Genomic DNA, 24,658 nt, shown 5'->3' on the forward strand with positions numbered 1-24,658 from the left:
AGCGGGCGCGGTTGTGGCCGGTGACGTCGATGAACTCGTGGATGTAGATCTTGTCGTTGATGGGGGCCTCCCGGGTTCAGGCGCTCAGCCGTACGGTCTGCTCGGCCACCCCGGCCAGGGTGGCGCCGTCCTGCCACAGGGCCGCCCGGCCGACGGCGGTGCGGCCGGCGCGGGCCACCAGGCTCACGTCCAGCAGGACCCACTCGGCGACCGGCCCGCCGAACAGCCGCAGCGACGCGCTGACGGTGGTCGCCCGGGGCCGGCCCGGCAGGGTCCGGCGCAGCAGGTAGGGGACGTGGTCGCTGACCACCGCGAGCCGGACCTCGTCCGGCGCGTCGCAGAGCACCCGCGCCCACAGCAGGACCGCGCCTGGCGACTGGCCGGCCACCCGCACGTCGAGCCGCATCGCGGCGCCCGGCCCTGACTCGTACGAGCGCTCCGGGCACTCCAGCGGCCCGGGGACCCGCGGCGGGCGCCCGGCGGGACCGCCGGCGCTCTCGGCGGACGCCTCACCGGGCGTCCCGACGACGGCCAGGCCCGTGAAGGCCGGGTGGCCGTCGTCGTCGGCGTCGAGTCTGCAGTGCGCCAGCGCCCGGCCCTCGGCGAGCACGTCGCACCGTACCGAGAGCCGGGAGCCGCGCATCACCGGGCGCAGGAAGGACGCCGACAGGTCGCGCAGCCGCCGCCCGGTGGTGCGCTGGGCGGCGTCGGCGAGCAGCCCGAGCCCCCAGCCGCCGAAGAGCGCGCCGGTCCCGGAGCAGAGCTCGCGGGACACGGGCACGTCGAACGGCGGGCCGTCGAGCGGCCAGGTCATCGCCTGATCACGGGCTTGGTCACCGAGTTGGTGCCGCCGAAGCAGAACTGGCTGCGTCCCGCCTTGGCGCCGACCACGAACAGCTCGAAGCAGTCGGCGGACGGGTTGACGGTGACCGGGGTGTCGGGGGCGTCGAGCAGCCAGCGCAGCTCGGGGTGCGAGGTCTCGAAGGCGGGCATCGACTGGTTGAGCATGAGCTGGCGGAACGGCAGCTTGGTGCGCCGGTGGATGGCCTCCCGGATGTCGGCCGGGGTCCATCCGGCGGCGGCGAACGCGGCGGCGTGGTCGGGCGCCATGAGCAGGAGGTTGGAGAAGGTGCCGTGGAACGGGTAGCCGGCCTCCAGCGGCGCGTCCTTCTTGATCAGCCATGCCCCGGCGGACGGGGTGCCGACCGCGTGGGAGGTGAGCGTGGACCAGCTCTCGATCAGCTTCTCCGGGTCGGCGTTCTGGAAGTCGAAGAACTCGGTCATCCCGTACGGGACGTTCACGGTGACCGTGGACTCCTCCAGGGAGTAGCCCTGCTGCACCCGCCACGGCTCCCACGGGGTGCGCTCCTCGTTCTCGGCCACGCAGGCGGAGAACTTCATCGGCGTGCCGATGGTGTCCATGTCGGTGATGCCGGGGTACGACAGGCCGACGTTCATCATGATCAGCCGCAGGGCGCGGCCGATGGCGACGTTGACCTCGGAGATGGAGCCGGGGCCGAGCGCGCACATGCCGCGGTTCATGCCGATCTCGTCGGCGATGGGGCCGGACACCAGCACCACGGGCGCCTGGGGCCCGGTGGACATGGCCCAGGTGCGCAGCCCGATGGACGGGTCCAGGATGCACTCCATCATGGCCATGATCACCGGCATGGTCTCGGGCCGGCAGCCGGCCATCACCGCGTTGGCGGCGATCTTCTCGACCGTGCCGATGCCGAACCCGGGCGCGAAGTCGCCCACCACGTGGTCGCCGTCCAGCCCGGACGCGGCGATCATGGCGTCGACCTTGGCCCGGGTGGGCGGCACCAGGGGCATGCCGTCGCTCCAGCCGTTGGCCACGAACCGGCGCTGCATCTCGTCGAACGCCTCCAGCAGATCGCCGCCGCCGTAGTGCAGCTCGGGGGCGCTCTCCAGGACCATCGAGGCGAACTCCGGCAGCTGGTCGAGCACCGGCCGCGGCTTGGTCAGGCACTCGACCACCTCGGCGAAGGAGTCCTCGACCATCCGGTGGATCTCGGCGGTGTCCTTGTTGGAGAAGCACTCGGGCACGATGACCGGGCACGCCTCGGGCACGCCGAAGGTCTTGGCGCTGAACCGGGCGTCCTCGTCGAAGACCTCCGCGGTGTAGCCGATCGCGGGCACGCCGCGCCGCTCGACCTCGCACAGGTCGCGGATCAGCCACGAGGTGCAGCTGCCGCAGTCGGCGGAGGTGCCGACCAGGGCGTCCACCTTCTCCTCGATGAAGCGGAGCTGCTCCTCCGACAGGTAGCGGGTGGTGCCGCCGAGCGCGCCGGTCATGTCGACGAACGTCACGTTCTCGTACGCGGCGTCGATCAGCTCGCGGGCCTTGACCAGCGCGTCGAGGCCGTTCTGCTTGCCGTTCCAGTAGAGCGCCACGGTGGCGCCGTCGAGCGTGTCCGGCCGCGGCGCGGGCGGGAACCGGTCGCCGTCGGCGTGGGATCGGGGCGTGGCCACCGGGTTGACGATGCTCAGCCGGGCACTCATGAAAGGACCTCCACCACGATCTCCGTTCCTGGGCTGCGACGGCGCAGCGTCTCCGCCATGAGCTGGTGCAGCTCGTGCTGCGGCAGGATGCACACGTCGTCCGCGCAGTCGGGGCCCGCGTCGCCGGGCCGGTAGCCGACCCGGATCGTGCCGGCGTTCTCCGCCAGCAGCACCAGCTCGCCGCCGTCCCGGCGGACCATCCGCTCGAACTCCGCCACCAGTCTCGTTCCGGTCGACGCCACCGCCATCACCACCCTTGCTTTCGATAACCAGGTACCTAGTTTTACAGCCACTGCTGCCGCAGGCAAGAGAGCTGGTCTTAATTCAGGTACCTGGTTTTCTCTCAGCTATGTTTTCTATCATTACTAGGATAGAATGAGACAGTGGCAGGCCTCAAGCGGGCACGCGCGGGAAGGTCAGGACGGCTCGCGCACGTCGGACCAGTCGATCACCTCGGCGATCTGCCGGGGGTAACCCTCGCGCAGCCGCCGCCCGAACTCCTCCTCCAGCTCCCGCATGGCCGCCCGGGCCCCCTCCGGGTCACGCGCGGCCACCGCGGCGTGCACGGCGCGCAGCCGGCTCAGCACCTCCGCGCGGTACCGCTCGTCCGGCGCGAACCCGGCGCTGTTGACGATCGCCCGCAGGGCCGGGCTGAGGAAGGCGAACAGCTCGTTGTGGCTGCTCTCGGCCAGGTGCCGCCAGTAGGTCTCGTAGGCCGCGGAGAACACCCGGTAGGAGCCGAGCCCGTGCTCGATCGCGTCGAGGTCGTCGGCCATCGCGGCCAGCTCCTCGCCGGTGGCGTTCCGCGCGGCGAGCTCCGCCATGCCCGGCTCGATCATCACCCGGGCGTCCAGCACCGCCCGCAGCGGAGCCCCGGCGAACTGCAGCATCAGGGCGATGGTGGAGGCGAGGTTGGCCCAGCCGGGCTGGGCGATCTCCGGCCCGCCGTTCGGCCCCGGCCGCATCACGATCAGCCCCTGGTGCTCCAGGAACCGCAGCGCCTCCCGGTAGGTGCCCCGGCCCACCCCGTGGCGGCGCATGGCCTCGGCCTCCGGCAGGTAGCGGTCGCCCGGGCCCATCCCGCTTTCGCGCATCGTCTCCACGATCTGCCGGGCGACCTCGAGAGACAGCTTGGGGCGGCGCTCCCCGGGTTCGACTCGCACCCGCAGATTGTACGCAGCACCCACCGGAGGACCCGATGACCGATCTCGGCCTGCTGAACCTGTGTCACGTGGGCATCGCCGTGCCCAGCATCGAGGAGTTCACCCGCACCTGGGGCGCGCTGCTCAACGTCCCCGGCTGGCTCGTCAAGGAGATCGAGCAGCCCGCCGGCCTCCTGCAGCTGCACGGCGAGCGGCAGGGCCCGTCGCGTTCCAGGATCGCCATGGCCCGCCTGGCCGACACGGCGATCGAGCTGGTCGAGCCGCTGGAGGGCCACACTCGCACCTCGGCCTGGCTGGAGACCCGCGGCCCCGGCATCCACCACCTGGCCTTCTGGGTGGCGGACCTGGACCGCGCCGTGGCCGCGCTGGCCGATCACGCCGACATCACCTACTCCCCCGCGGCCCGCAGGTCGCCGGACTCTCCCGGCGGTCCGGTCTCGGCGGTGGCGCGCGGCCGGGGCCCGCTCCCCCTCGGCCATCAGGCCCAGGACCCGGGCTTCTGGCTGTACGCCGAACCGCGCGGCCCGCAGGCCTCCTGGTGCCTGGAACTGCTGGACGCGCGCCGGGCCGACGTGGTGCGCGAGGCCTTCGGCGACCACATCGTGTACCCCTCTTCATGATCGGCCGCACGAAGGTCTTGCCGGGGAAGTGCGCAGACGCCACTATAAGTCGCTATACGTCTAACGACGCGCCCCTGGCACCAATGGAGGTGGCCTGTGACGATGATCGGCTCGGCAGTACCACGCAAGGAGGACGCCGCGCTGCTGACCGGGCGCGGCACGTTCGTGGACGACATCCATCGTCCCGGGCTGCTCCACATGGTTTACGTGCACAGCACGGAGGCCCACGCGCTCATCACCGGAATCGACGTCGAGGAGGCGCGGTCCCTGCCGGGCGTGCTCGGCGTGTACACCGCGCGGGACTTCGCCGGGCTCCCGCCCCGCCCGTCCGTCCCCGGACTCGAACGCGGCTATCTGGCCGGCGACAAGGTCCACTACATCGGTGAGCCGGTGGCGGTGGTCGTCGCCGCCGACCGGTACACCGCCACGGACGCGGCCCGCGCCGTGCGGGTCTCGTACGACCCGCTGCCCGTGATGTCGACCGTGGAGCAGGCGCTCGCGCCGGACGCCGTGCCGATCTTCGCGCCCCTGCCCGGCAACCTGGCGCTCGAACAGCCGGTCACGCCCGACGTGACCGAGGACCTGGAGGCCGCGCCGCACCGCCTGCGCGCCCGGCTGGTCAACCAGCGCTGCGCCGGCGCGCCGATGGAGCCGTACGGCGTGCTCGCCGACTGGACCGGTCCCGGGCCGACGGTGTGGGCCACCGTGCAGGCGCCGCACCGGGTCAGGGCGGAGATCGCCGAGCGGTTCGGGCTCGCCAGGCACCTGGTCCGGGTGATCGCGCCCGACGTCGGCGGCGCCTTCGGGGTGAAGTCGTCGTTCATGCCCGAGCTGTTCCTCGCCCCCGAGCTGTCGCGCCGGCTGGGCCGCCCGGTCAAGTACGTCGAGACCCGCGGCGAGCACATGGTGCACACCTACCACGGCCGCGACCAGGTGCAGGACATCGAGGTCGGGTTCGACGCCGAGGGCCGCGTGCTCGCCCTGGACGTGACGATCACCGTCAACATCGGCGGCGTGCCCGACCCGGTGGGCATCGGGCTCCCCACGCTGACCTCGTACATGCTGGGCGGCTGCTACAAGATCCCCAAGATCGCCGCCCGTTACCGCAGCGTCGTTACGAACACCACGCCTACCGCCTCCTACCGTGGCGCGGGCCGGCCCGAGGCGAGCTTCCTGATCGAGCGGGTGGTCGACCTCGTCGCCCGTGAGCTGGGCAAGGACCCCGCCGACGTGCGCAAGGCCAACCTGATCCAGCCGCAGGAGATGCCGTACCAGACCCCGTTCGAGGGGATCGTGTACGACGAGGCCGACTACCCGGCGGCGCTCGACCTGCTGCTGGGCGAGCTCGGCTACGCGGGGCTGCGCGAGGAGCAGGCGCGGCGGCTGGCCGACCCGTCCGCTCCGCTGCTCGGTGTCGGGCTGTCCACGTTCGTGGAGATGGGCGGCTTCGGGCCCACGCCGCTGTTCGAGCAGTTCGGCTACCTCGGCGGCTGGGAGTCGGCCAACGTCCGGCTGCAGCCCGACGGCTCGGTGATCGTCCTGGTCGGCACCGCCCCGCACGGTCAGGGCCACCAGACCGCGCTGGCCCAGATCGTCGCCGACCAGCTGAACGTGCCGTACGACGCCATCACCGTCATGTACGGCGACACCGCGGTCGTGCAGGAGGGCACCGGCACCATGGGCAGCCGGGGCATCCCGGTCGCCGGCAACGCCGTCCGGCAGGCCGCGGCGGAGGTGGCCGCCAAGGCCAGGGCCATCGCCGCGCACATGCTGGAGGCCGACGCGGACGACGTGGTGCCGCTCGGCGACGGGTTCCAGGTCAAGGGCGTGCCCGAGGCGACGGTCACCCTGGCCGAGGTGGCCGAGCGGTCCTTCAAGCCGCACCTGCTGCCCGAGGGCACCGCGCTCGGCCTGGAGAACACCTCGTACTTCGAGCCGAAGAACCTCAGCTACCCGAGCGGCGCGCACGGTTGCGTGGTGGAGATCGACCGGGACACCGGGAGGGTGTCGGTCGTGCGCTACGTCTGCGTGGACGACTGCGGAACCGTCATCAACCCGCTGACGGCGCGCGGGCAGATCCACGGCGGCGTCGCCCAGGGCATCGCGCAGGCGCTCTTCGAGAAGGTCGCCTTCGACGCCGACGGCCGGCCGCTCACCGCCTCGCTCGAGGACTACATGGTGCCGGGGCCGCTCGACCTGCCCCGGTACGAGACGCACCACATCGAGACGAAGTCCAGCTTCAACCCGCTCGGCGCCAAGGGGCTCGGCGAGGCGGGGGCGACGGCCGCGCCGCAGGCCGTGGTCAACGCCGTGGTGGACGCGCTGGCCCATCTCGGCGTGCGCGACGTGGAGATGCCCTGCACGCCGGAACGAGTTTGGAAGGTCATGCACGATGCGAGTTGAGATCACCGTCAACGGGGAGCCGCACAGCCGGGAGATCGAGCCCCGGCTGCTGCTCGTCCACTTCCTGCGCGACACGCTGTCGCTGACCGGCACCCACGTCGGCTGCGACACCACCAGCTGCGGCGCGTGCACGGTCCTGCTCGACGGTGAGGCCGTGAAGTCCTGCACCGTCCTGGCCGCGCAGGCCGACGGCAGCGAGGTGACCACGGTCGAGGGGCTGGCCGGCGAGGACGGGCTCTCCCCCGTGCAGGAGGGCTTCCGCCAGTGTCACGGCCTGCAGTGCGGGTTCTGCACGCCGGGCATGGTGATGGCGGCCACCGCGCTGCTCTCGGAGAAGCCCGACCCGACGGAGCAGGAGATCCGCAACGGGCTCAAGGGCAACATGTGCCGGTGCACCGGCTACCAGATGATCGTCGAGTCGGTCCAGTGGGCGGCCGCGAACGGAGGCGCGAAGTGATCCCCGCGGGCTTCTCCTACGTGCGCCCGGCCTCCGTCGAGGAGGCGCTGGACGAGCTCTCCCGGCACAACGGCTCCGCCAGGGTGCTGGCGGGCGGCCACTCGCTGCTGCCCGCGATGAAGCTGGGCAGGACCGAGGCCGGCGTCCTGGTCGACATCGGCAGGCTCCGCGAGCTGTCGGACGTCAGGGTGGACGGCGACCAGGTCGTGGTGGGCGCGCTCACCAGGCACCGGACGCTGGAGCGGGACCCGGTGGTGGCCGGGAAGGCGCCGCTGCTGGCCGCCGCCGCGCGCCGGATCGGCGACCAGCAGGTCCGCAACCGCGGCACGATCGGCGGCTCGCTGGCGCACGCCGACCCGGCGGCTGACCTGGCCGCCGCGGTGCTCGCGCTGGACGGCGTGCTGGTGGCGCGCGGCCCGTCGGGCACCCGGGAGATCCCGGCGCGCGAGTTCTTCACCGGCCGGTACGCGAACGCGCTGGCGGCGGGCGAGCTGCTCACCGAGATCCGGCTGCCGGCCGCGCCCGGCAGGTCGTACGCGTTCGAGAAGTTCAGCCGCCGCGCCCTGGACTGGGCCGTGGTCGGCGTCGCCGCCCAGGCGCGGCCCGGCGGCGGCGTGGCGATCGCGCTGATCGGCATGGGGCCGACGCCGGTGCGGGCGACCGCGGTGGAGGAGGCCCTGGCCGCGGGCACGCCGGCGGCCGAGGCCGCCCGGCTGGCCGCGCAGGGCTGCGAGCCGCCGGACAACGCGGTCGCGAGCGCGTCCTACCGCGCCCATCTCGCCGAGGTGCTGGTCGGCCGCGCCCTGGCCGCCCTCTAGCACCACCCCGTGGACCCCCGGGCCAGGCCCGCCCCGTCCGGGCCCGGGAAAGCCTGAGGCCCGGCCGCCACCTCGCGGCCGGGCCTCAGGCATCTGCTCAGCCTCCCGGTTTGACCTGCTTGAGCAGCGGGAGCACGCGGTACGGGACGCGGCTGCGCAGGGCGACCTCGGTCCGGGTGCGCACCACGCCGGGCAGCGCCAGCAGGGCCTGCACGATCTGCTCCAGGTGACCGTTGTCGACGGCGGCGATCCGGCACAGCAGGTCGCCCTCGCCGGTGGTGGAGTGCGCCTCCAGCACCTCGGGGATGCGGCCCAGCCGCTCCGTCACGTCGTCAAGCATGCCCTGCGCGAGGTGCAGGTGGACGAACGCCTGCACCGTGTAGCCGAGGGCGGCCGGCGAGACGTGCGCGGCGTAGCCGGTGATCGCCCCGCGCCGCTCCAGCCGGGCGATGCGGGCCTGCACCGTGCCCCTGGCCACGCCGAGCACCCGCGCGTACTCGCGGTAGCCCGCGCGCGGCTCCTCCAGGAGCAGGCGCAGCAGCGCCAGGTCCAGCTCGTCGAGGTCCACGACCGCTCAGCCCGCCAGCACCGGGCCGATCTCCGCCCGCCACGGGGCCAGATCGGCGTAGTCGCGGAAGGCCGTGATCAGCTCGCGGGCGGGGTCCACCTCGGCGACGCCGTTGCAGGCGACCTGGTACTCGCGGCCGTCGATCCAGAACCGGTCGACCCGTTCGAGCCACGCGCGGTCGTCGGCGTAGCTCGCCGTCACCAGGTCCCACCGCACCCGCTCGGAGCGGCTCAGGATCGGCCCGAGCAGCGCCGCGACGGCCTCGCGGCCGACCGCGGCCGGGTGCGGGACGTTCGCGTACGTGCCGTCTGCGGCGAAGCAGGCGGCCGCGGCGGCGGCGTCCCTGGCGTGCACCGCGGCGAGGAAGCGTTCGGTCACCCGGCGGGCGGCCGTCACCCGAACACCACCGGGTAGGACGCGAAGTGGTCCCGCGAGGAGTTCGGGTCCCGCCGGGCCGGGCGCTCCGGGTCGGGCCTGGCGCCGGCGGCCAGCAGCGCCGCCAGCATGAGCGTGACGGTGCCGAGCACCTGCTCGTGGGCCTGCTCCGCGCTCTCCGTCTCGGGGACGCCGCCGGCCAGCTCGGTGCCGATGCACGCGTGCATGCCGCCGCCGAAGGCGTGACCCCACCGGGGGACCCCGGCCGGGACCTCGCGCAGCGGGTCGAACACGTCCGGCCGCTCGAACACCCGCGGGTCGCGGTTGGCCGCCGCGATGTCGAGCACGACGAACGCGCCCTCGGGGATCTCGGTGCCGTCGCGCAGCGCGGCCGGGGCGAGCGCCCGGCGCTGCGCGACCGGGCTGGCCGGGTGCAGCCGCAGCGTCTCGTGCACGCAGCGCTGCAGCAGGGCCGGGTCGTCGAGCGCCTTCTCGGCGGCGGCCGGGTCGCGGCGGACCCAGGAGAAGAACTCGTCGGCGGAGTGCGTGAACGCGTCGGCCGTGCTGTGCGAGCCCGCCTGCAGGTAGAAGGCGCACTCGCGGAGCAGGACCTCCTCGTCGATGTCCAGCTCGTCCCAGTGCCGCAGCAGGCCGGTGAGCACGTCGCGGGGCAGGTCCTTCTCCTCCAGCTCGCCGGCCGCGTGCCGGGCCAGCAGCTCGCGGCGGCGGGCCAGGGACGGCTGCAGGAACGTGGCGTCGAACTCGTCCAGCGCGGCCCGCACCTCGGCCCGGACGACCTGCGGGTCCCGGGTGGTGTGCACCAGGGTGGCGCCTTCGGAGAACTTCTTGGCGTAGCGGTAGAGCGCGTCCGCCTCCTCCGGGCTGCCGGTGGGCCGGTCGATGCCGGCGACCAGGGCGGTCAGGCTCATGATGGTGCGGTAGCCGAGCTCGACCAGGTCGGCGTGGCCCGCGGCGGCGAACGGCGCGAGCGTGTCGCGTACCACGTCGTGCAGGAACTCACGCTCCCAGTGGCGGAAGGTGCCCCGGCGGAACAGCCGGTTCTCCACCCGGCGCCGCACGCGGTGGTCCTCCCCGTGCAGCACCAGAAGGCAGTCGGCCATCACGACCCCGCCCTCGTCATAGAGGGCCTGCTTCAGGTCGCGCAACCGGAATGCCTCGCGTACGTCCGCGTAACCGTCAAGGGTGATCGTGGTCATCGCCTCGCGCTCTCTGCTCCACACGGGGTTAGAACACTAACGACGCTACCAGGGGACGTGTTACTGGGGAAGATCTGGCCCTGTGGAAGGCCCTCACATTCGTCGTTAGGGTCTTGACGCCGCTTGGTGGCTCACGAGACCCTCAGCAGGGACCGGCAACCCCCCGATCCGGTCGTGCGCCAACGGAGGAGCAAGTCCAGATGACAGCCGTCGCCGAAGAGACAACCATTGTCCTCACGACGTTCGCGGACGCCAAGGACGCCTATCGCAGCAAGGATCTGCGTCAGTCCCTCTACGACGAGGGCGAGGTCGTCATGGCGGACGTGCTGGTGAACCTGCATGGAGATGAGCACCGGTCCCGGCGCCGGGTGGAGAACCGGATGTTCCGGCGCGAGGTGTTCGAGCGCTACGAACGCGAGCTGTTCCCGCGGGTGATCGAGCAGACCCTGGCCCCCTACCAGGCGGAGGGCCGGGTCGACCTGGTGCACCTGGGGCACGAGCTGATGCTCAACCTCGCCGCCCTGACCGCGGGCGTGGACCGCCCCAAGGGCACCGCCGAGGAGACCCGGCGGCTCTACGACTACATGATGAAGTTCATCGAGGGCGCCACGCTCGCGCACTCCACCAAGGACAAGGACGAGCAGCGGCGCGTGATCGCGCAGGCCCTGGAGGACTGGGACGCCGAGTTCCTGGCCCCGTCCATCGCCCGCCGCCGCGACCTGCTGGAGCGGGAGGCCGCCGGCGAGGACGTCGACGTCCCCAGCGACGTGCTGGCCACCCTGCTGCGCCACACCGGCGAGCTGACCCTGCCGCCCGAGGTGATCCGCAGGGAGGTCGCGTTCTTCCTGCTGGCGGGCGCGCACACCAGCGCCACGGCGTTCGTCCGCTCGGTGGACCACATCCTGGGCTGGGTCGAGGCCCACCCCGAGGACGCCGGGCTGGCCGCCACCGACCAGCTGTTCGTGCAGCGCTGCGTGCACGAGACCGTGCGGCTCAACCCGTCGAGCCCGATCGGCCGCCGCCGCGCGCTGGCTCCGGTCAAGCTGCGCTCCGGCATCGAGATCCCCGAGGGCGCGACCGTGGTGATCGACCTGCAGTCGGTCAACCGCGACCCGGAGGTCTTCGGCGCGGACGCCGGCGCGTTCGACCCGCACCGCGTCTTCCCCGCGAACGTGGCCCCGTTCGGGCTCAGCTTCGCCGCCGGGATGCACGTGTGCATCGGCCAGGACCTGGCCGCCGGAGTCGTGCAGCGGTCCGGGTCGAGCCCGGACGACCACCTCTTCGGCCTGGTCACCGGCGTGGTCCAGCGGATGTTCGCGGCGCGGGTGCGGCGCGACCCGGACAACCCGCCGCAGCGCGACGCCAACACCCAGCGTCCCTACTGGGGCTCCTACCCCGTCCTGTTCGGAGGGGAGGAGTGACCTACCGGATCGAGCTCGACCGGGACGTGTGCATCAGCTCCGGCAAGTGCGTCGCCGAGTCGCCGGAGGTGTTCCGGTTCGACGCGGACGAGGTGGTGGAGCTCATACCCGGCGGACCTCAGCTGACCGACGACCAGATCTTCGACCTCGCGCGCGACTGCCCTTCCGGCGCCATCCGCGTCTTCGACGGGGACGAGGAGATCGATGTCTACTGAGCGCGGGCGCCTCGCCGCGCGGCCCGAGTTCTAGCCGTGGACCTGGGGATCCGAGGCCGGCGCGCCGCCGTCGCGGCGGCGAGCGCCGGTCTCGGCCACGCGAGCGCGGCCGCTCTGGCCGCCGAGGGGGCGCAGGTCACGATCTGCGGCTCCGACGCGGAGCGGGCACGGGCCGCGGCGGCGCGCATCGGACCCGAGGTGCGCTGGCTGCGCGCCGACGTCTCCGGGCCGGACGGCGCCGCGGCGTTCGTCGAGGAGGCCGCCGCGCTGATGGGCGGCCTCGACATCCTGGTGGTGAACGGGCCGGGCCCGCCGCCGGGCACGATCGCGCAGACCCCGCCGGAGGCCTACCAGCCGGCGATCGAACGCAGCCTGCTGGCCGTCGTGCGGATGTCCCTGGCCGCGCTGCCTTTCATGCGCGCGGGCCGCTGGGGCAGGATCGTCGCGATCACCTCGCTCGGGGTGCGCCAGCCGTACCCGAACCTCGCGCTGTCCAACACCGCCCGCGCGGGCGCCACCGGCTTCCTGCGCACGCTGGCCCGCGAGGTGGCCGCGGACGGCATCACGGTGAACTCCGTGCAGCCGGGTCTGCACCGTACGGAACGGGTCACGCAGGTGTACGGCGACAGCCCGCCGGTCGGGGAGGTCCCCGCGGGCCGGCTGGGCGAGCCGGCCGACCTCGGCGCGGTGGTCGCGTTCCTGTGCTCGGCGCAGGCCGGCTACCTCACCGGCGCGGCGGTGCCCGTCGACGGCGGGGCCTATCAGGCGCTGCTGTGACGGTGTGTCGCGCCGGTGAACCGTTGTGAACAGCTCGTGAAAAGACACGCCGCCGCAGCCTGTCCTCACCAGCGTCGTTATAGTTATGACGACGCTTGAGACAGCACGGCGAACCAGGCCGACAATGGGGAGAGACGCAATGACGAAATGGGCCGTGGTCACCGGGGCGGCGCACGGCATCGGAGCCGTCATCGCCGAGTACGCGGTGAAAGAGGGCTACCGGGTCGCCGCATGGGACATCGACGGCCCCGCCGTCGAACAGACGGCCCGCGACATCGGCGACGCGTGCGTGGGCGCGGCCGTCGACGTCGCCGACGAGGAGTCGGTGCGGGCCGCCGCGGCGAGCCTGCCCGAGGCGCCGCAGCTGGTGGTGAACAACGCCGGCATCGTCCGGTTCGGGCCGCTGCTGGACCTGCCGGTGCGGGAGTGGGAGGCCGCGCTGCGGGTCAACCTGACGGGCACGTTCATCGTCGCCAGGACGCTCGCGAAGGCGATGGCCGAGGCGGGCGGCGGCGCGATCGTCAACCTCGCCTCCATCAACGGCATCGCCGCCGCCCCCCACGCGGGCGCCTACTCGGCCAGCAAGGCGGGCGTCGTCCGGCTGACCGAGCACATGGCGATGGAATGGGCCAGGCACGGCATCCGGGTCAACTGCGTGGCTCCCGGGCTGATCCACGCGGGCATGTCGGACGCCATCTACGCCGACCCCGAGGTGCGGCGGGTGCGCGAGGGCGCGGTGCCGCTGGCCAGGCTGGGCTCGGCCGAGGACATCGCGGCCGCGGTGCTCTTCCTCGGCTCGGACAAGTCCTCCTACGTCAGCGGCCAGACGCTGGCCGTGGACGGCGGGCTGATCAAGAGCACGCTGGCGTCGCTGCCGCGCCCGGCGTCGGTCGACTCCGTCGGCTTCGCCGAGGCCTGACAGAGGATCGGGGGTGCGTCACGGCTGACGTGACGCACCCCCTTTTTCTACGTACGGATCAGCCGCGGGTGGTCCAGCGGATGGCGCGGCGGACGATCTCGCGGTGCTCGGGCACCTCGTACGACGGCGGGTGGTGGCCGAGCGCGTCGTAGACCACCCGGCCGCCGCCGTGCTCGCGGGCCCACAGCAGGGGGTGCGTGGTCTCGGTGTCCGGACCGGTGGGCTGGCGGGCGGTCAGCAGCGGGACGATCCCCGGCGCCAGGTCCAGATCCCCGTACACCTCGTCGACCACCGTGAACGGATCCAGGCCGTCGACCAGTTCGTGCCCGGCCGCCGGCGCCGCCTCGATCGCGGGGCCGATGGGCGGGTGGTGCGAGTGGCCCCACACCCAGGCGCCGCCGAGCGTGCGCCCCCACTGCGGCCAGTCGTCGAAGCAGATGCTCGCCGTGTGCAGGCCGAGCACGCCGCCGCCCGCTTCCAGGTGGGCCGCCAGCCCGGCCCTGGCGCTCGCCGAAGGGCTGGCGCCCTCCTCGCCGGCGAGCCGCCGGTAGCGGTCGGGCGTGCCGGGTCCGGTCATCGTCCAGCGCAGCGCGTTCACCACCAGCAGCGCCGCGCCCGGCAGCGCGTGCAGGGCCGCGTCGACGCCGGTGTGGACGTCGGCCTCGACGCCCTGCTCGGCGAGCAGCTCCACCAGGCAGGCGGTGGTGGCGGGGAAGTCGTGGGTGAGCCCGCCGGACAGCACAACGGCACGCATGGGACGTCCTTCGCAGTAGGGGTCGGTCAGCCTCGGCGCTCCGGCGGCCGCCGGGGCACCCAGTTCCAGACGATTTCCGGCCTGCCGTCCACCAGCGCCGCCAGCACACGCCGGCTCTCGATCAGCCAGGAGCCGCCTTCTCGCCGGAGTTCGTCGACGTACCGGAGGTGAGCGCGCCACCGGGAGCCGTCCCACTCCTCGTGGGCCGCCGTGACGTAGGTGACGGCGCTCGCCCGGTCCGGGTCGTGCCGGGTGACGCGGCTCTGCCCCAGCTGGTGGTGGGTGCGGCGGAACTGCGCCTGCCCGGCCGCGATCCGGTCGCGCACGGCGGCCCGGCCGATCACCGGGCCGCCCCGCCCCGGCCCGTAGTCGGTCCGGCAGTCCTCGGTGAACAGCGCGGCGACGGCGTCGATGTCGTACTCGTCGAGCCGCTCGCAGTACAGCGCCTGCAGGTCGGCGATCGCCATCCGGTCGGCGAGCTCACTCACTTCCCGGCCTCCTCGTACGCGCGCAGCCTCGGCAGGATCTCCTCGCCGAACAGCCGCAGCCGCCTCAGTTGGACGTCCGGGTCCGGCTCCGGGAACAACATGCGGATCACCAGATGGACGTTCGCCCACCCGCGCAGCGAGTCGAGCACCCCGGTCAGCGCCGCCACGACCGCGTCCACGTCCCCCCGCGCCTGCACATACGCATCCACCCCACCCGCCGCGAGCCCGGCCCCGCCGGAGCGGCGGCCCGCGAGATGGATGCCGTCGGGGCCGCCGGCCGCGAGATCGGTGCTGCCGGGACCGGCGGCCGTAGGGCCGGCGCTGTCAGGGCCGACGGCCGGGAGGGTGATCAGGCCGGCGTAGACGTCGCGGCCCGCCTGGATGTGCTCGTACGTGCGCTGCTGGGCGGCGAAGGCGCCCGGGGCGTCCAGCACGCACGTCACGTTGACCGCGCGGACGAACGACGGGTCCGCCGGGTCGCGCACGGCGGCCAGGTGACCGGAGGCGTCCCGCACGATGTGCGCCTCTCCCCTGCCGACGAGGTGCCCGTCGGCGAGCAGGCCCGCCCGGCGCACCGCGCGCGGCGCGTAGCCGCCGAGCCAGATCGGGATCGGCCGGGCGGGCGGCGGCGTCACGCGCACCCCGTCCAGCCCCAGCTCGGGGCTGCGCACCGGTTCGCCGGACCAGGCCGTGCGCAGCGCCCCGACCAGGGCGTCGAGCCGGGCGCCCCGGGTGGCGGGGTCGACGCCGAAGGCCGCGTACTCGTGGGCCGCGTACCCGATCCCCAGGCCGAGGATCAGCCGCCCGCCTGACAGCTGGTCGACCACGGCGGCGTCCTCGGCGATCCGCAGCGGGTGGTGCAGCGGGGCGAGGAGCACCCCGGTGCCCAGCGCGAGCCGGGACGTCGCGGGGGCGAGGGCGGCGAGCAGCGTCAGCGGCGAGGGCAGGTATCCGTCGGGCAGCCCGTGGTGCTCGGAGACCCAGAACGAGTCGAACCCGGCCTCCTCGGCCGCGACGGCGAGCGGCACCGCGTCGCGATAGTGCGCGCCCGCGTCCCGCTGGCCCGTGTAGAGGCCGACGCCGAAGCTCCGGCGTCGGCCCGGCGGCACGTCGGTCATCTGCACCCTCGCCTTCGATAGTAGTTAGTAACTATACTCCTAGAAAGTCAGACATACAGGACAGTATCGGAGGCCGGGCCGGTGGACGTCGGGGTGCTGATGATGGAGCCGCTCGTCTCGGCCGCGCAGTGGCGTGACCGGGTCAGGCGCGTCGAGGACGCCGGGGCCGCCGCGCTCCAGGTGTCCGACCACTTCGACCGGTCACCGGTCAGCCCGCTCGTCGCGCTGGCCGCGGCCGCCCAGCACACCGACCGGCTGCGGCTCGGCACGCTCGTGCTCAACAACGACTTCCGCCACCCGGCGGTGCTCGCGAAGGAGCTGGCCTCCCTGCAACTGCTCTGCGACGGGCGCCTGGAAGCGGGACTCGGCGCGGGGTGGATGGACGCCGACTACGCCGTCTCCGGCATCGTCAGGGAGCCCGCCGGCCGCCGCGTCGACCGGCTCGCGGACACCGTACGACTGCTGAAGACCGTGCTCGGGGCGGGGGCCGGGCCCGTCGACGCCCGCGAGGGGCACTGCTCGGTCACGGGCTACCGCAACGTGCCGCCGGTGACAGTGTCTCCGCCGCTGCTGGTCGGCGGCGGCGGCCGGCGGGTCCTGACCGTCGCCGCACGGTACGCCGACATCGTGAGCGTGAACTTCGACCTGAGGGAGGGCCGGGCCGCCACCCGGGCCGCCCGTTCGGCCGCGGTGGCGGCCACCGAGGAGAAGCTGGCCTGGGTCCGGGAGGCGGCGGACGGACGCGAGCCCGTGCTGCACCTGATCGCCTACTGGGCGGAGGTGACCGAGCACCCCGTCGAGGCCGCGGCCCGGCGTATCGCCGCGCTCGGCCTCGGCATCACCCCTGAGGAGATGCTGGCGTCCCCGCACTGCCTCATCGGCCCGCCCGGCGCCGTCGCCGAACGACTCGCGGAACTGGAGGAGCGCTGGGGTTTCGGCTACGTGACCCTGTACGAGGCCGATTTGCCCGCCTTCACCCCGCTCATCGGCACCTGAGGTCCCCCACGTCCTCCTCCGTACAGGAAGGTTCCCGTACGGAGGATCGGGCTCGTGCGAGGAGTCAGGTGGCGGTCCAGGCGCCGTCCACCGGGATCACCGCGCCCGTGAGATAGGACGCGTCCGTGGAGAGCAGGAACGCCGCGGTCGCCGCTATCTCCTCCGGCTCGCCGACGCGGGCCATCGGGACCCGGTTCATCAGCCACGCCGCCTGCTCGGGCGCGCCGAGCCGGTCGGCCGTCATCGGGGTGCGGATGACGCCGGGCGCGATGGCGTTGACCCGGATCCCGGCGGGGGCCAGTTCGGCCGCGGCCGCCCGGACCAGCCCCGCGACCCCGGCCTTGGCGGCCACGTAGTGCGGCTGCCCGGTGACGGCGTGGGTGCCGGTCACCGAGCTGATGGTGACGACGGCGCCGCAGGTGCCGTCGGCGAGCCAGCGCCGCGCGCAGCCCTGGATACCGAGGAACGTCCCGGTGACGTGCACGGAGAGCATGCGCTCGAACTCGGCCACGTCGAGCTCGGTGATCGCGCCCCGGCTGCGGTGGCCGGCGCAGTTCACCAGGGCGTCGATGGGCCCGGCGGCATCCAGCACCCGCTCCCAGGAGGCCCGGTCGGCAACGTCGAGCTCGTGCCGCCCCGGTCCGGGCCGCAGGTCGGCGACCTGGACCTGCCAGCCGCGCGCGGCGAGCGACTCCGCGCAGGCGAGCCCGATCCCGGAAGCGCCACCGGTGACGAGGACACGGCGGGGTGCGGCGTCCGGATCCCCCGCCGTACGGGGCACCGCGATCGGCTCCTCCTCGCGACCGAACGACGTCATCGCGTCCTCCTCGCGGCCGCGCGGCGTCATCGCGTCCTCCTCGCGTCCGCGCGGCGTCATCGGGGCTCCAGCAGGTCGTCGCGGCGCAGCAGCCGGGCGGCGTTGGACGAGAGGACGGCGGGGTCGAGGCCCGGGCCGCCGGGGCCCTCGTGGGCGCCGGAGTCCCAGCCGGCGAAGTTGGTGCCGAACACCAGCCGTTCGGTGCCCGCGTGCTCGGCCAGCAGCCGGAGGGACAGCTCGTCGTGCACGTGGGTGTCGAACCACAGGCGCCGGTAGTAGTGCTCGAACCCGTTCTCCCGCAGTTTCGCGCCCGCCCACGGCCGCTTGGCCACGGCGCGGGCGAACCGCCCGGCGACGAACGCCGCCGCGCCGCCGCCGTGCGAGACGCACACGTCCAGGCCGGGGTGCCGGTCGAGGACGCCGCCGAAGATCAGCGCGGCCACGGCCAGCGTCTCGTCGCGGGCGAACCCGAAGAGCAGGTCGAGGTCGAAACGGCGGAGCCGGGGGTCCGCGGGCGGCCCGTCGGGACCGAGCGGCGACGGGTGCACGAACAGCGGCACGTCCAGGTCGACGAGCGCCTCGTAGAGCGGGTCGAGCTCGGGGTCGTCCAGGGTGCGCCCGGCCGGGTCGGTGTCGACGTACACGGCCGTCAGCCCCAGATCCCGCACGGCGCGCCGGGCCTCGGCGACCGACGCGGCGATGTCCTGCACGGGCAGCTGGGCGGCGCCGAGCAGCCGGGCGGGATGCTTGGCCACGGTCTCGGCCAGCGCGTCGTTGTGGGTGCGCGCGTAGGCCACGGCCGGGCCGGTGTCCAGCCGGTCGAAGTACGTGAGCGGGTTGGGCGACAGGAGTTGCACGTCGATGCCCGCCTCGTCCATGGCCGCGACGCGGACGTCCACGTCCATGAACGGGCTGCCCGCGTAGCGGACGCCGTTGAGCACGTACCCGCCGACGCGGTAGAAGGGCGTGCCGTCGGCCGACACGCCGAGCTCGGGCCCCGCGGCGCCGGCCGCCCCGAGGCTGACGTCGAGCACGGCGTGCGCGTGAACGTCGACGACCGGCGCGCGCCGCCCGGCCGGCCGGCTGAGGTGCGGGTCAGACACGGGCCAGCTTCTCCAACTGCTCCTCGGTCAGGGCCAGGCCCCGGGTGAGCGGGCAGGAGGCGAGGAACCGGACCTGGTCCGTGGAGCGCATCCGCCGCTCGGGGATCGGGGTGGTGATGTCGATCCGGCGTCCGCCCTTGATCACCTCGACGATCTTCTCCCGGTCCTGCAGGATCGTGATGTCCTGCAGCGGGTCGCCGTCGATGACGATGATGTCGGCCAGCCTGCCGGTCTCCAGCGTGCCGACCTCGCCTTCCATGCGCAGCGCGAACGCGCCGTTGGCCGTCGCGGCGACGATCGCCTCCATCGGCGTCATGCCCATGTACTGGACGAACATCTCCAGCTCGCGGGCGTGCCACTCGCCGACCGGGGTGACGGCGAAACCCGTCTCCGAGCCGGTGAGGAACGGCACCCCGGCGGCGTGCGCCTTGGCCATCTGCGCGGCGGTGATCTCGATCTCGGCGCGGAAGACGTCGAGCAGCTCGGGCGCGCTGCCGATCTTCTGGCCGTAGTCGGCGAGGTTGCCGAGGAGCGTGAACGTCGGGCACAGCGCGCTGCCGGACTCGACCACGGCTTCGAGCGCCTCGTCGTCCATGTAGGAGGCGTGGTAGATCAGGTCGACGCCCGCCCTGGCGGCGTCGCGGGTGCTCGCGGAGTTGCGGCAGTGCGCGACGACCTTGGTGTTGAGCTCGTGCGCGGCGTCGCAGACGGTACGGAGCTCGTCGAGGTTCCAGACCTGGACCTCGGGGCCCTTCATGGACGGGATCAGGCCGGTGACCATGATCTTGATCCAGTCGACCCCGTACTTGATCTGGCGGCGCACCTCCTTGACCATCATGTCGCGGTTGTGCACGACGGTCGCGTAGCCGGTGGTGCCCTCGTCGGCGATCATCCGGCCGGCCGTGCCGCCCAGCATGGTCATCAGCGCCTGTCCGCCGGCGCGCATGCGGGGGCCCTCGACGATGCCGGTGTCGATCGCGTCGCGCAGCTCGACCCCGATGGACCACAGGCAGTCGGCGTCGAGCACGCCGGTGACGCCGGCGCGCAGCACCTTGCGGGCGTGGTAGGCCGACAGCATCGAGCTGTAGCCCTGGGTGCGGTGGTTGAAGAGCTCGTCGTTGCCGGTTGGCTCGCCGAAGCTGAGGTGGGTGTGGGCGTCGATCAATCCGGGCATGACCGTGCGCCCGCTCGCGTCGATCCTCTCGTCGACGCCGCCCGACTCGGCCTCGGCGAGGGCCTCGGCGCCCAGGGCGACGACGCGGTCGCCGCGCACCAGCACGGCCTCGCCCGCGCGCGGCGCGGCGCCGGTGCCGTCGATGACGGCGCCTCCGGTGATCAAGATGCTGTCAGCCATCGACTCTCCTCGAACATCCGTATGCGTGTGAAGGTTAACGACTATTCTGCATCCTGACTAGACTGACCGGTGATGATCGGAATTCGTCCCTGACCCCGAGGTGATGCGACGATGGCAACGTGTCTCAGCAGAGAGTGATCGAAGAGCTTCAGCGCCTCGGCATGTCCGGCTACGAGGCCAAGGCCTACGTCGCGCTCGTGGCCGCCGGCGCCCCGCTCAACGGCTACGAGGTGGCCAAGCGATCGGGGGTGCCGCGCAGCACGGTCTACGAGACGCTGGGCAAGCTCGTGGGCCGGGGGGCGGCCTACGAGGTGCGGCTCGGCGACGCGGGCGTGGGCTACATCTCCCTGCCCCCGATGTCGCTGCTGGACCGGATGCGGCGTGAGTTCGACCAGTCGATCAGCACCCTGCGCGAGTCGCTGCCCGAGGTGGCCTCGCCCACCCAGGTGCGGCTGATCCACAACCTGACCGACCGGTCGTCGCTGCTCACCCGGGCCGAGGACGTGGTCGCCGCGGCGCGCAGGGACCTGTTCCTGTCCGGCTGGCCGGCGGAGATCGAGCCGCTCAAGGCCCTGGCGCGCCGGGCCGAGGCCGACGGCGTCGACGTGTCCACGGTCGTCTTCGGCGACGACCCCGACCCGGTGGGCCACACCACCCAGCACCGTTTCTCCAGCCCCAAGGTGGCGTTGGAGAACTTGGGCTGCCGGCTGCTGGTCGTGGTGGCCGACCGCGAGCAGGCCGTCATCGGCGGCGTGATCAACGACGACGCCTGGGGCGTCTTCACCGACGACCCGGCGGTGGTCCTGGTCGCGGTCGAGTACGTCCGCCACGACATCGCGATGCACCTGATCGTGGAGAAGTTCGCCGCCGAGGACTTCGAGTCGTTCTGGAAGTCCGACCCGGCGCTGCTGCGCCTGCGCGCCGACCACGGCGCGCCCGCGACGCTGCTCAGGAGGGGTGCCGGCACTCCCCCGGCCAACTCCGGGCGTCGTCGCGGGACCGACGCCTCCCGCTGACCCGCCCGCCCCGACGGCGCCCATCGACCTGATGGGCGCCGTTTCGGCATGCCCGCAGGCCGGGCGGCTTGATCACTCTCCGCCGATCAGATCTCGCCGCATCGTTGCCAAATCGGGACTGTCGCGCCGACGCCGTGGACGTTAGCATCCTGACGACTAGCGGCTGGAGGCGTCACCGTGTGGCAGCAGATCATCAGCGGGTTGCAGGCGGGAAGCTGGTACTCCCTCATGGCACTCGCCATCGTCCTCGTCCTGAAGGCGACCGACGTACCCAATTTCGCCATGGCCGAGCTGGGATTGTTCCCGGCCTTCTGCACCTGGGCGCTCATCGACGGGGCCCACCTGTCATGGTGGCTCGCGGTGCCCATCGGGTTGCTCATCGGCGTGGCGCTTTCCGTAGTGGTGGAACGAACGGCTATCCGCCCGATCCTGGCGGAGAACCATTTCGCCACGGTCTTGATGACGATCGCGGTCTTCGTCGTCATCAACGCGGTCGTCCAGCTCGTGTGGGGATCCGAGCCGCGCAAGATCGAGTCACCGTTCGCGGGCTCGTTCACCGTGGCCGGGCAGATCGTCGCCTACGAGCAGCTGGTCAGCATCGCGGCCGGGCTCGCGGTCATGATCGGGCTCATCCTCTTCTTCCGCACCCCGCTCGGCGTGCAGATGCAGGCCATCGCGGAGGACCGGGTGACGCCGAGGCTGCTCGGCGTCTCGGTCACGACGGTGTTCCGCACCTCGTGGGCCCTGGCCGGGGCGATCGCCACGATCGCGCTGCTGCTGCAGGGCCAGGCCTCGCTGCTCACCGACCAGAACGGGTCAGGGCTGCTCATCAAGGGCTTCGTGGCGGCGACGCTCGGCGGGTTCTCCAGCATCACCGGGGCGTTCGTCGGCGGGCTCGCGCTCGGCGTCGCGGAGAACCTCGCGGGCGCGTACATCTCGACGTCGAGCAAGACCGCGATCGCGCTGCTGGCCATCGTCGTGGTGCTGTCGATCAAGCCGCAGGGCCTGTTCGGCCGCCACCAGGTCCGGGAGGTCTGATGACACCGCTCGCCCTGTTCTCCGGTTCGCCGTGGCGGATCGCCGGCGCGGCCGGCGCCGTGGCGGCGGCGGTCGTCCTGCTGATGCTGCCCGGCCTGGTCAACCCGTACCTGCTCTTCCAGGCGTGCCTGGTCATGGTGACGGCGACGGCCGGTCTCGGGCTCGTCCTCATCATGGGCTGGTCGGGGCAGATCGCCCTGTCCCAGGCCGGGTTCCTCGGCGTCGGCGCGTACGCGACCACCTACCTGGTCGCCCAGGGCTGGGCCTGGCCGCTCGCCACGCTCACCGCCGGCCTGGTCGCCGCGCTGTTCGGGGTGCTGATCGGGCTGCCGGCCACCCGGCTGCGCGGCTTCTACCTGGCGATCGCCACGCTCGCGTTCGCCGAGCTGATGATCCGCGTCTTCGTGGAGGCCACGCCGATCACCGGCGGCATCGCGGGCACCGCCGTGGAGGCCGTGGTGCTGCCCGGCATCGACGTCGACGGCAGCCGGTGGTACCTGTGCCTCGGCGTGGCCGCCGTCACCACCGCCGTCGTCATGCGGATCGGGCGGGTCGGGCTGGGCAGGCGGCTGCGGGTCGTGCGCGACGCGGAGATCGCCGCCCCGTCGCTGGGCGTGAGCCCGATGCGCACGAAGCTGCTGGCCTTCGCGCTGTCGGCGTTCATCGGCGGCATCGCCGGGGCCCTGTACGCGCAGTGCCTGTCGTACCTGACGCCGGAGATCTTCGACATGGGGCTGCTCATCGAGTTCCTGGTCGTCGCGTTCCTCGGCGGGGTCGGGTACGTCGCCGGGCCGTTCCTCGGCGCCGTCGTGGTGGTCGTGCTCCGCGACCTGCTGCAGGACCTGGGGAGCTGGCAGCGGCTCGTGTACGGGCTGATCCTCGCGCTGGCGATCGCGTTCCTGCCGCGCGGGCTGGCCTCTCTGCCCGCCCGGCTGCGGGCCAGGCGCCCGGCGCCGCCCGCCTCCGAACCGCCGCCCGTCGCCGGGCAGGCCGACCTGACGGGAGCCGCCCGATGAACGCGCTCGAACTGTCCGGGATCGCCGTCCGGTTCGGCGGCAACGAAGTGCTGAAGGGCGTCGACCTCGCCGTCGGCGCGGGCTTCACCGGGCTGATCGGCCCGAACGGCGCGGGCAAGACGACGGTGTTCAACGTGATCACCGGCTATGTCCGGCCGGTCGAGGGGACGGTGCGGATCGCGGGCGAGCCGGTCCCCGCCGGTCGCCCGGGCGTCGTGGCGCGCAGGGGCGTGCGGCGCACGTTCCAGACCCCCCGGCTGGTGGCCGAGCTGACGGTCGAGGCGAACGTGCTCACCGGCCTGGACGCCGAGCTGGCCCGCGGCGGCGGGGTGGCCGACTTCCTCGGGATCTCCCGCGCGACGCGGGCCGCCCGCGAACGGGTGCGCGAGCTGCTCGACGCCTTCGGGCTCGCCGACCGCGCCGCCGAGCCCGTCGGGAACCTGCCGCTGGGCAGCCAGAAGATCGTCGAGGTGGCCCGCGCGCTCGCGCCGCGGCCGCGCATCGTGCTGCTGGACGAGCCCGCCGCCGGTCTGTCGGCGTCCGACGTCGACCGGATGGTGGCGCCGCTGGCCGAGATCGGCGAGCGGGACGACCTGACGATCCTGATCATCGAGCACGACCTGGAGCTGGTCTCGCGGCTCTGCCCGCGGGTCGCGGCGCTGCACTTCGGGCGCATCCTGGCGGACGGCACCCCGGCCGAGGTCGTCGCCCATCCCGATGTCGTCAAGGCCTACCTGGGAGCCGGCGTTGCTACTGTCGATTCGTGAGCTGACCTCCGGCTACGGCCGGGTTCCCGTGCTGCGCGGGGTCGACCTCGACGTGGCGGAGGGCGAGATCGTCGCGCTGCTCGGCGTCAACGGCGCGGGCAAGTCCACCACGCTGCGCGCCGTCTCCGGCGTGCTGCCCACCTGGTCGGGCTCGGTGAGCTTCGACGGCACCACGCTCGGCAAGCGCACCCCGGAGGCCAGGGCCAGGCTCGGTCTCGGCCACGTCCCCGAGGGCCGCGGCATCCTCTCCTCCCTCACGGTCCGGCAGAACCTGCGCCTGGGGGCCACCGCGCGCGGCCGTGGCGCCCGGGACATCGCCCAGGACGAGGAACGGCTGCTGGAGGTGTTCGACGCGCTCCGCGACAAGCTGACCGCGCCGGCCGGGTCGCTGTCCGGCGGCCAGCAGCAGATGCTGGCCGTCGCCAGGGCGCTGATCGGCCGGCCGCGCCTGGTGATGGTCGACGAGATGTCCTTCGGCCTCGCGCCGATCCTCGTCACCCAACTGCTGGGCCTGGTCGCGCGGCTGCGCCAGGAGTCGGGCACCGCGTTCCTGCTCGTCGAGCAGAACTCGGCCGTGCTCGACATCGCCGATCGCGCGTACGTGCTCGCCGGCGGAGCCGTGCACACCTCGGGCCCCGCCCAAGAGCTCGCGGACTCGGAGAACCTCGTCCGCGCCTATCTCGGCTGAAAACTCGCACCATCTGACTGGAGGGTC

27 protein-coding genes are annotated in these 24,658 nt (G+C 73.0%); 14 read left to right on the top strand and 13 right to left on the bottom strand.

The genetic code is table 11. From position 1 onward, the window contains the following. Positions 1-76: 76 nt before the first annotated feature. The 4 genes from ACGFI7_RS39500 to ACGFI7_RS39515 form a co-directional block, all read right to left on the bottom strand. Positions 77-814 carry an acyl-CoA thioesterase domain-containing protein gene (locus ACGFI7_RS39500; protein ID WP_393414159.1) on the bottom strand — a complete coding sequence of 246 codons (738 nt, stop codon included), beginning with the start codon at positions 812-814 and terminating at the stop codon, positions 77-79. Further along, on the bottom strand, positions 811-2,523 hold the full coding sequence (locus ACGFI7_RS39505; protein ID WP_393414162.1) for a hypothetical protein: 1,713 nt from the start codon (positions 2,521-2,523) through the stop codon (positions 811-813). Before ACGFI7_RS39505 ends, ACGFI7_RS39500 begins: the two co-directional genes overlap by 4 nt. Next, positions 2,520-2,765, bottom strand: coding sequence for a hypothetical protein (locus tag ACGFI7_RS39510; protein ID WP_393414165.1), 246 nt, complete (start codon positions 2,763-2,765; stop codon positions 2,520-2,522). The genes ACGFI7_RS39505 and ACGFI7_RS39510 overlap by 4 nt, the downstream gene beginning before the upstream one ends. A 174-nt stretch (positions 2,766-2,939) precedes the next feature. After that, positions 2,940-3,686, bottom strand: a complete 747-nt coding sequence (locus ACGFI7_RS39515; RefSeq protein ID WP_393414168.1) for a FadR/GntR family transcriptional regulator — start codon at positions 3,684-3,686, stop codon at positions 2,940-2,942. A gap of 35 nt (positions 3,687-3,721) precedes the next feature. Here ACGFI7_RS39515 and ACGFI7_RS39520 point away from each other — a divergent pair, with 35 nt between their 5' ends. The 4 genes from ACGFI7_RS39520 to ACGFI7_RS39535 all read left to right on the top strand — a co-directional run bounded on the left by ACGFI7_RS39520 (position 3,722) and on the right by ACGFI7_RS39535 (position 7,984). Further along, on the top strand, positions 3,722-4,306 hold the full coding sequence (locus ACGFI7_RS39520; RefSeq protein WP_393414170.1) for a VOC family protein: 585 nt from the start codon (positions 3,722-3,724) through the stop codon (positions 4,304-4,306). 102 nt (positions 4,307-4,408) lie between these two features. After that, a complete protein-coding gene (locus ACGFI7_RS39525) occupies positions 4,409-6,709 on the top strand; it encodes a xanthine dehydrogenase family protein molybdopterin-binding subunit (RefSeq protein ID WP_393414267.1) in 2,301 nt (766 codons plus the stop codon). After that, positions 6,699-7,166 carry a (2Fe-2S)-binding protein gene (locus ACGFI7_RS39530; RefSeq protein WP_393414172.1) on the top strand — a complete coding sequence of 156 codons (468 nt, stop codon included), beginning with the start codon at positions 6,699-6,701 and terminating at the stop codon, positions 7,164-7,166. The genes ACGFI7_RS39525 and ACGFI7_RS39530 overlap by 11 nt, the downstream gene beginning before the upstream one ends. Next, a complete protein-coding gene (locus tag ACGFI7_RS39535) occupies positions 7,163-7,984 on the top strand; it encodes an FAD binding domain-containing protein (RefSeq protein ID WP_393414175.1) in 822 nt (273 codons plus the stop codon). The genes ACGFI7_RS39530 and ACGFI7_RS39535 overlap by 4 nt, the downstream gene beginning before the upstream one ends. Before the next feature lie 97 nt (positions 7,985-8,081). Here ACGFI7_RS39535 and ACGFI7_RS39540 read toward each other — a convergent pair whose 3' ends face one another. Genes ACGFI7_RS39540 through ACGFI7_RS39550 form a run of 3 tightly spaced genes read right to left on the bottom strand, consistent with a single transcriptional unit; the run spans position 8,082 to position 10,168 of the window. Next, positions 8,082-8,552, bottom strand: a complete 471-nt coding sequence (locus ACGFI7_RS39540) for an Lrp/AsnC family transcriptional regulator (RefSeq protein ID WP_393414178.1) — start codon at positions 8,550-8,552, stop codon at positions 8,082-8,084. Positions 8,553-8,558: 6 nt separating this feature from the next. Continuing rightward, a complete protein-coding gene (locus ACGFI7_RS39545; RefSeq protein ID WP_393414180.1) occupies positions 8,559-8,948 on the bottom strand; it encodes a nuclear transport factor 2 family protein in 390 nt (129 codons plus the stop codon). Beyond that, positions 8,945-10,168 carry a cytochrome P450 gene (locus ACGFI7_RS39550; RefSeq protein ID WP_393414183.1) on the bottom strand — a complete coding sequence of 408 codons (1,224 nt, stop codon included), beginning with the start codon at positions 10,166-10,168 and terminating at the stop codon, positions 8,945-8,947. The genes ACGFI7_RS39545 and ACGFI7_RS39550 overlap by 4 nt, the downstream gene beginning before the upstream one ends. 176 nt (positions 10,169-10,344) lie before the next feature. On the opposite strand from ACGFI7_RS39550, the gene ACGFI7_RS39555 reads away from it, so the two are divergent. From ACGFI7_RS39555 to ACGFI7_RS39570, 4 genes are all read left to right on the top strand, one after another. Next, positions 10,345-11,565, top strand: a complete 1,221-nt coding sequence (locus ACGFI7_RS39555; RefSeq protein WP_393414186.1) for a cytochrome P450 — start codon at positions 10,345-10,347, stop codon at positions 11,563-11,565. After that, positions 11,562-11,780 (top strand): ferredoxin, encoded by a 219-nt coding sequence (locus ACGFI7_RS39560; RefSeq protein ID WP_393414188.1) that lies wholly within the window; start codon positions 11,562-11,564, stop codon positions 11,778-11,780. The genes ACGFI7_RS39555 and ACGFI7_RS39560 overlap by 4 nt, the downstream gene beginning before the upstream one ends. 36 nt (positions 11,781-11,816) lie before the next feature. Beyond that, entirely contained in the window at positions 11,817-12,557 is a 741-nt protein-coding gene (locus tag ACGFI7_RS39565) for an SDR family oxidoreductase (RefSeq protein WP_393414191.1), read from the top strand. A gap of 139 nt (positions 12,558-12,696) precedes the next feature. Next, positions 12,697-13,476: an SDR family NAD(P)-dependent oxidoreductase gene (locus ACGFI7_RS39570; protein ID WP_393414194.1), complete on the top strand. Its 780-nt coding sequence runs from the start codon at positions 12,697-12,699 to the stop codon at positions 13,474-13,476. A gap of 58 nt (positions 13,477-13,534) precedes the next feature. Here the strand turns inward: ACGFI7_RS39570 and ACGFI7_RS39575 are convergent, their stop codons facing one another. The 3 genes from ACGFI7_RS39575 to ACGFI7_RS39585 are packed head-to-tail and all read right to left on the bottom strand — an operon-like array spanning position 13,535 to position 15,836. Next, entirely contained in the window at positions 13,535-14,230 is a 696-nt protein-coding gene (locus ACGFI7_RS39575) for a ThuA domain-containing protein (protein ID WP_393414196.1), read from the bottom strand. Positions 14,231-14,256: 26 nt separating this feature from the next. Further along, a complete protein-coding gene (locus ACGFI7_RS39580; protein ID WP_393414199.1) occupies positions 14,257-14,718 on the bottom strand; it encodes a nuclear transport factor 2 family protein in 462 nt (153 codons plus the stop codon). Further along, positions 14,715-15,836, bottom strand: a complete 1,122-nt coding sequence (locus ACGFI7_RS39585; RefSeq protein WP_393414202.1) for an LLM class flavin-dependent oxidoreductase — start codon at positions 15,834-15,836, stop codon at positions 14,715-14,717. The genes ACGFI7_RS39580 and ACGFI7_RS39585 overlap by 4 nt, the downstream gene beginning before the upstream one ends. An 81-nt stretch (positions 15,837-15,917) precedes the next feature. Between ACGFI7_RS39585 and ACGFI7_RS39590 the strand changes: the two genes are divergently transcribed. Then, complete coding sequence (locus tag ACGFI7_RS39590; protein WP_393414205.1) at positions 15,918-16,832, top strand: TIGR03621 family F420-dependent LLM class oxidoreductase; 915 nt, start codon at positions 15,918-15,920, stop codon at positions 16,830-16,832. A 64-nt stretch (positions 16,833-16,896) separates the two neighbouring features. Here ACGFI7_RS39590 and ACGFI7_RS39595 read toward each other — a convergent pair whose 3' ends face one another. Genes ACGFI7_RS39595 through ACGFI7_RS39605 form a run of 3 tightly spaced genes read right to left on the bottom strand, consistent with a single transcriptional unit; the run spans position 16,897 to position 20,106 of the window. Then, a complete protein-coding gene (locus ACGFI7_RS39595) occupies positions 16,897-17,709 on the bottom strand; it encodes an SDR family NAD(P)-dependent oxidoreductase (protein ID WP_393414208.1) in 813 nt (270 codons plus the stop codon). Continuing rightward, positions 17,706-18,752: an amidohydrolase family protein gene (locus ACGFI7_RS39600; protein WP_393414211.1), complete on the bottom strand. Its 1,047-nt coding sequence runs from the start codon at positions 18,750-18,752 to the stop codon at positions 17,706-17,708. The genes ACGFI7_RS39595 and ACGFI7_RS39600 overlap by 4 nt, the downstream gene beginning before the upstream one ends. Next, a complete protein-coding gene (locus tag ACGFI7_RS39605; protein WP_393414214.1) occupies positions 18,745-20,106 on the bottom strand; it encodes an amidohydrolase family protein in 1,362 nt (453 codons plus the stop codon). The genes ACGFI7_RS39600 and ACGFI7_RS39605 overlap by 8 nt, the downstream gene beginning before the upstream one ends. A gap of 119 nt (positions 20,107-20,225) precedes the next feature. On the opposite strand from ACGFI7_RS39605, the gene ACGFI7_RS39610 reads away from it, so the two are divergent. The 5 genes from ACGFI7_RS39610 (at position 20,226) to ACGFI7_RS39630 (ending at position 24,631) form a co-directional block, all read left to right on the top strand. Further along, positions 20,226-21,122 (top strand): TrmB family transcriptional regulator, encoded by an 897-nt coding sequence (locus tag ACGFI7_RS39610; RefSeq protein ID WP_393414217.1) that lies wholly within the window; start codon positions 20,226-20,228, stop codon positions 21,120-21,122. Positions 21,123-21,299: 177 nt separating this feature from the next. Next, complete coding sequence (locus ACGFI7_RS39615; protein WP_393414220.1) at positions 21,300-22,160, top strand: branched-chain amino acid ABC transporter permease; 861 nt, start codon at positions 21,300-21,302, stop codon at positions 22,158-22,160. Further along, positions 22,160-23,176, top strand: coding sequence for a branched-chain amino acid ABC transporter permease (locus tag ACGFI7_RS39620; protein WP_393414223.1), 1,017 nt, complete (start codon positions 22,160-22,162; stop codon positions 23,174-23,176). Before ACGFI7_RS39615 ends, ACGFI7_RS39620 begins: the two co-directional genes overlap by 1 nt. Then, positions 23,173-23,943, top strand: coding sequence for an ABC transporter ATP-binding protein (locus ACGFI7_RS39625; RefSeq protein ID WP_393414226.1), 771 nt, complete (start codon positions 23,173-23,175; stop codon positions 23,941-23,943). The genes ACGFI7_RS39620 and ACGFI7_RS39625 overlap by 4 nt, the downstream gene beginning before the upstream one ends. Then, on the top strand, positions 23,924-24,631 hold the full coding sequence (locus tag ACGFI7_RS39630) for an ABC transporter ATP-binding protein (protein ID WP_393414229.1): 708 nt from the start codon (positions 23,924-23,926) through the stop codon (positions 24,629-24,631). Before ACGFI7_RS39625 ends, ACGFI7_RS39630 begins: the two co-directional genes overlap by 20 nt. Positions 24,632-24,658: the final 27 nt, after the last annotated feature.

Source organism: Nonomuraea sp. NPDC048826 (genome assembly GCF_043198225.1).
Classification (GTDB): Bacteria; Actinomycetota; Actinomycetes; order Streptosporangiales; family Streptosporangiaceae; genus Nonomuraea.

What these genes read in the sequence shown, in the direction of transcription:
- ACGFI7_RS39500 (WP_393414159.1), bottom strand. Translation starts at nt 814, where the DNA reads ATGACCTGGCCGCTCGACGGCCCGCCGTTCGACGTGCCCGTGTCCCGC.
- ACGFI7_RS39505 (WP_393414162.1), bottom strand. Translation starts at nt 2,523, where the DNA reads ATGAGTGCCCGGCTGAGCATCGTCAACCCGGTGGCCACGCCCCGATCC.
- ACGFI7_RS39520 (WP_393414170.1), top strand. Translation starts at nt 3,722, where the DNA reads ATGACCGATCTCGGCCTGCTGAACCTGTGTCACGTGGGCATCGCCGTG.
- ACGFI7_RS39525 (WP_393414267.1), top strand. Translation starts at nt 4,409, where the DNA reads ATGATCGGCTCGGCAGTACCACGCAAGGAGGACGCCGCGCTGCTGACC.
- ACGFI7_RS39530 (WP_393414172.1), top strand. Translation starts at nt 6,699, where the DNA reads ATGCGAGTTGAGATCACCGTCAACGGGGAGCCGCACAGCCGGGAGATC.
- ACGFI7_RS39555 (WP_393414186.1), top strand. Translation starts at nt 10,345, where the DNA reads ATGACAGCCGTCGCCGAAGAGACAACCATTGTCCTCACGACGTTCGCG.
- ACGFI7_RS39570 (WP_393414194.1), top strand. Translation starts at nt 12,697, where the DNA reads ATGACGAAATGGGCCGTGGTCACCGGGGCGGCGCACGGCATCGGAGCC.
- ACGFI7_RS39575 (WP_393414196.1), bottom strand. Translation starts at nt 14,230, where the DNA reads ATGCGTGCCGTTGTGCTGTCCGGCGGGCTCACCCACGACTTCCCCGCC.
- ACGFI7_RS39585 (WP_393414202.1), bottom strand. Translation starts at nt 15,836, where the DNA reads ATGACCGACGTGCCGCCGGGCCGACGCCGGAGCTTCGGCGTCGGCCTC.
- ACGFI7_RS39595 (WP_393414208.1), bottom strand. Translation starts at nt 17,709, where the DNA reads ATGACGCCGCGCGGACGCGAGGAGGACGCGATGACGCCGCGCGGCCGC.
- ACGFI7_RS39605 (WP_393414214.1), bottom strand. Translation starts at nt 20,106, where the DNA reads ATGGCTGACAGCATCTTGATCACCGGAGGCGCCGTCATCGACGGCACC.
- ACGFI7_RS39620 (WP_393414223.1), top strand. Translation starts at nt 22,160, where the DNA reads ATGACACCGCTCGCCCTGTTCTCCGGTTCGCCGTGGCGGATCGCCGGC.
- ACGFI7_RS39625 (WP_393414226.1), top strand. Translation starts at nt 23,173, where the DNA reads ATGAACGCGCTCGAACTGTCCGGGATCGCCGTCCGGTTCGGCGGCAAC.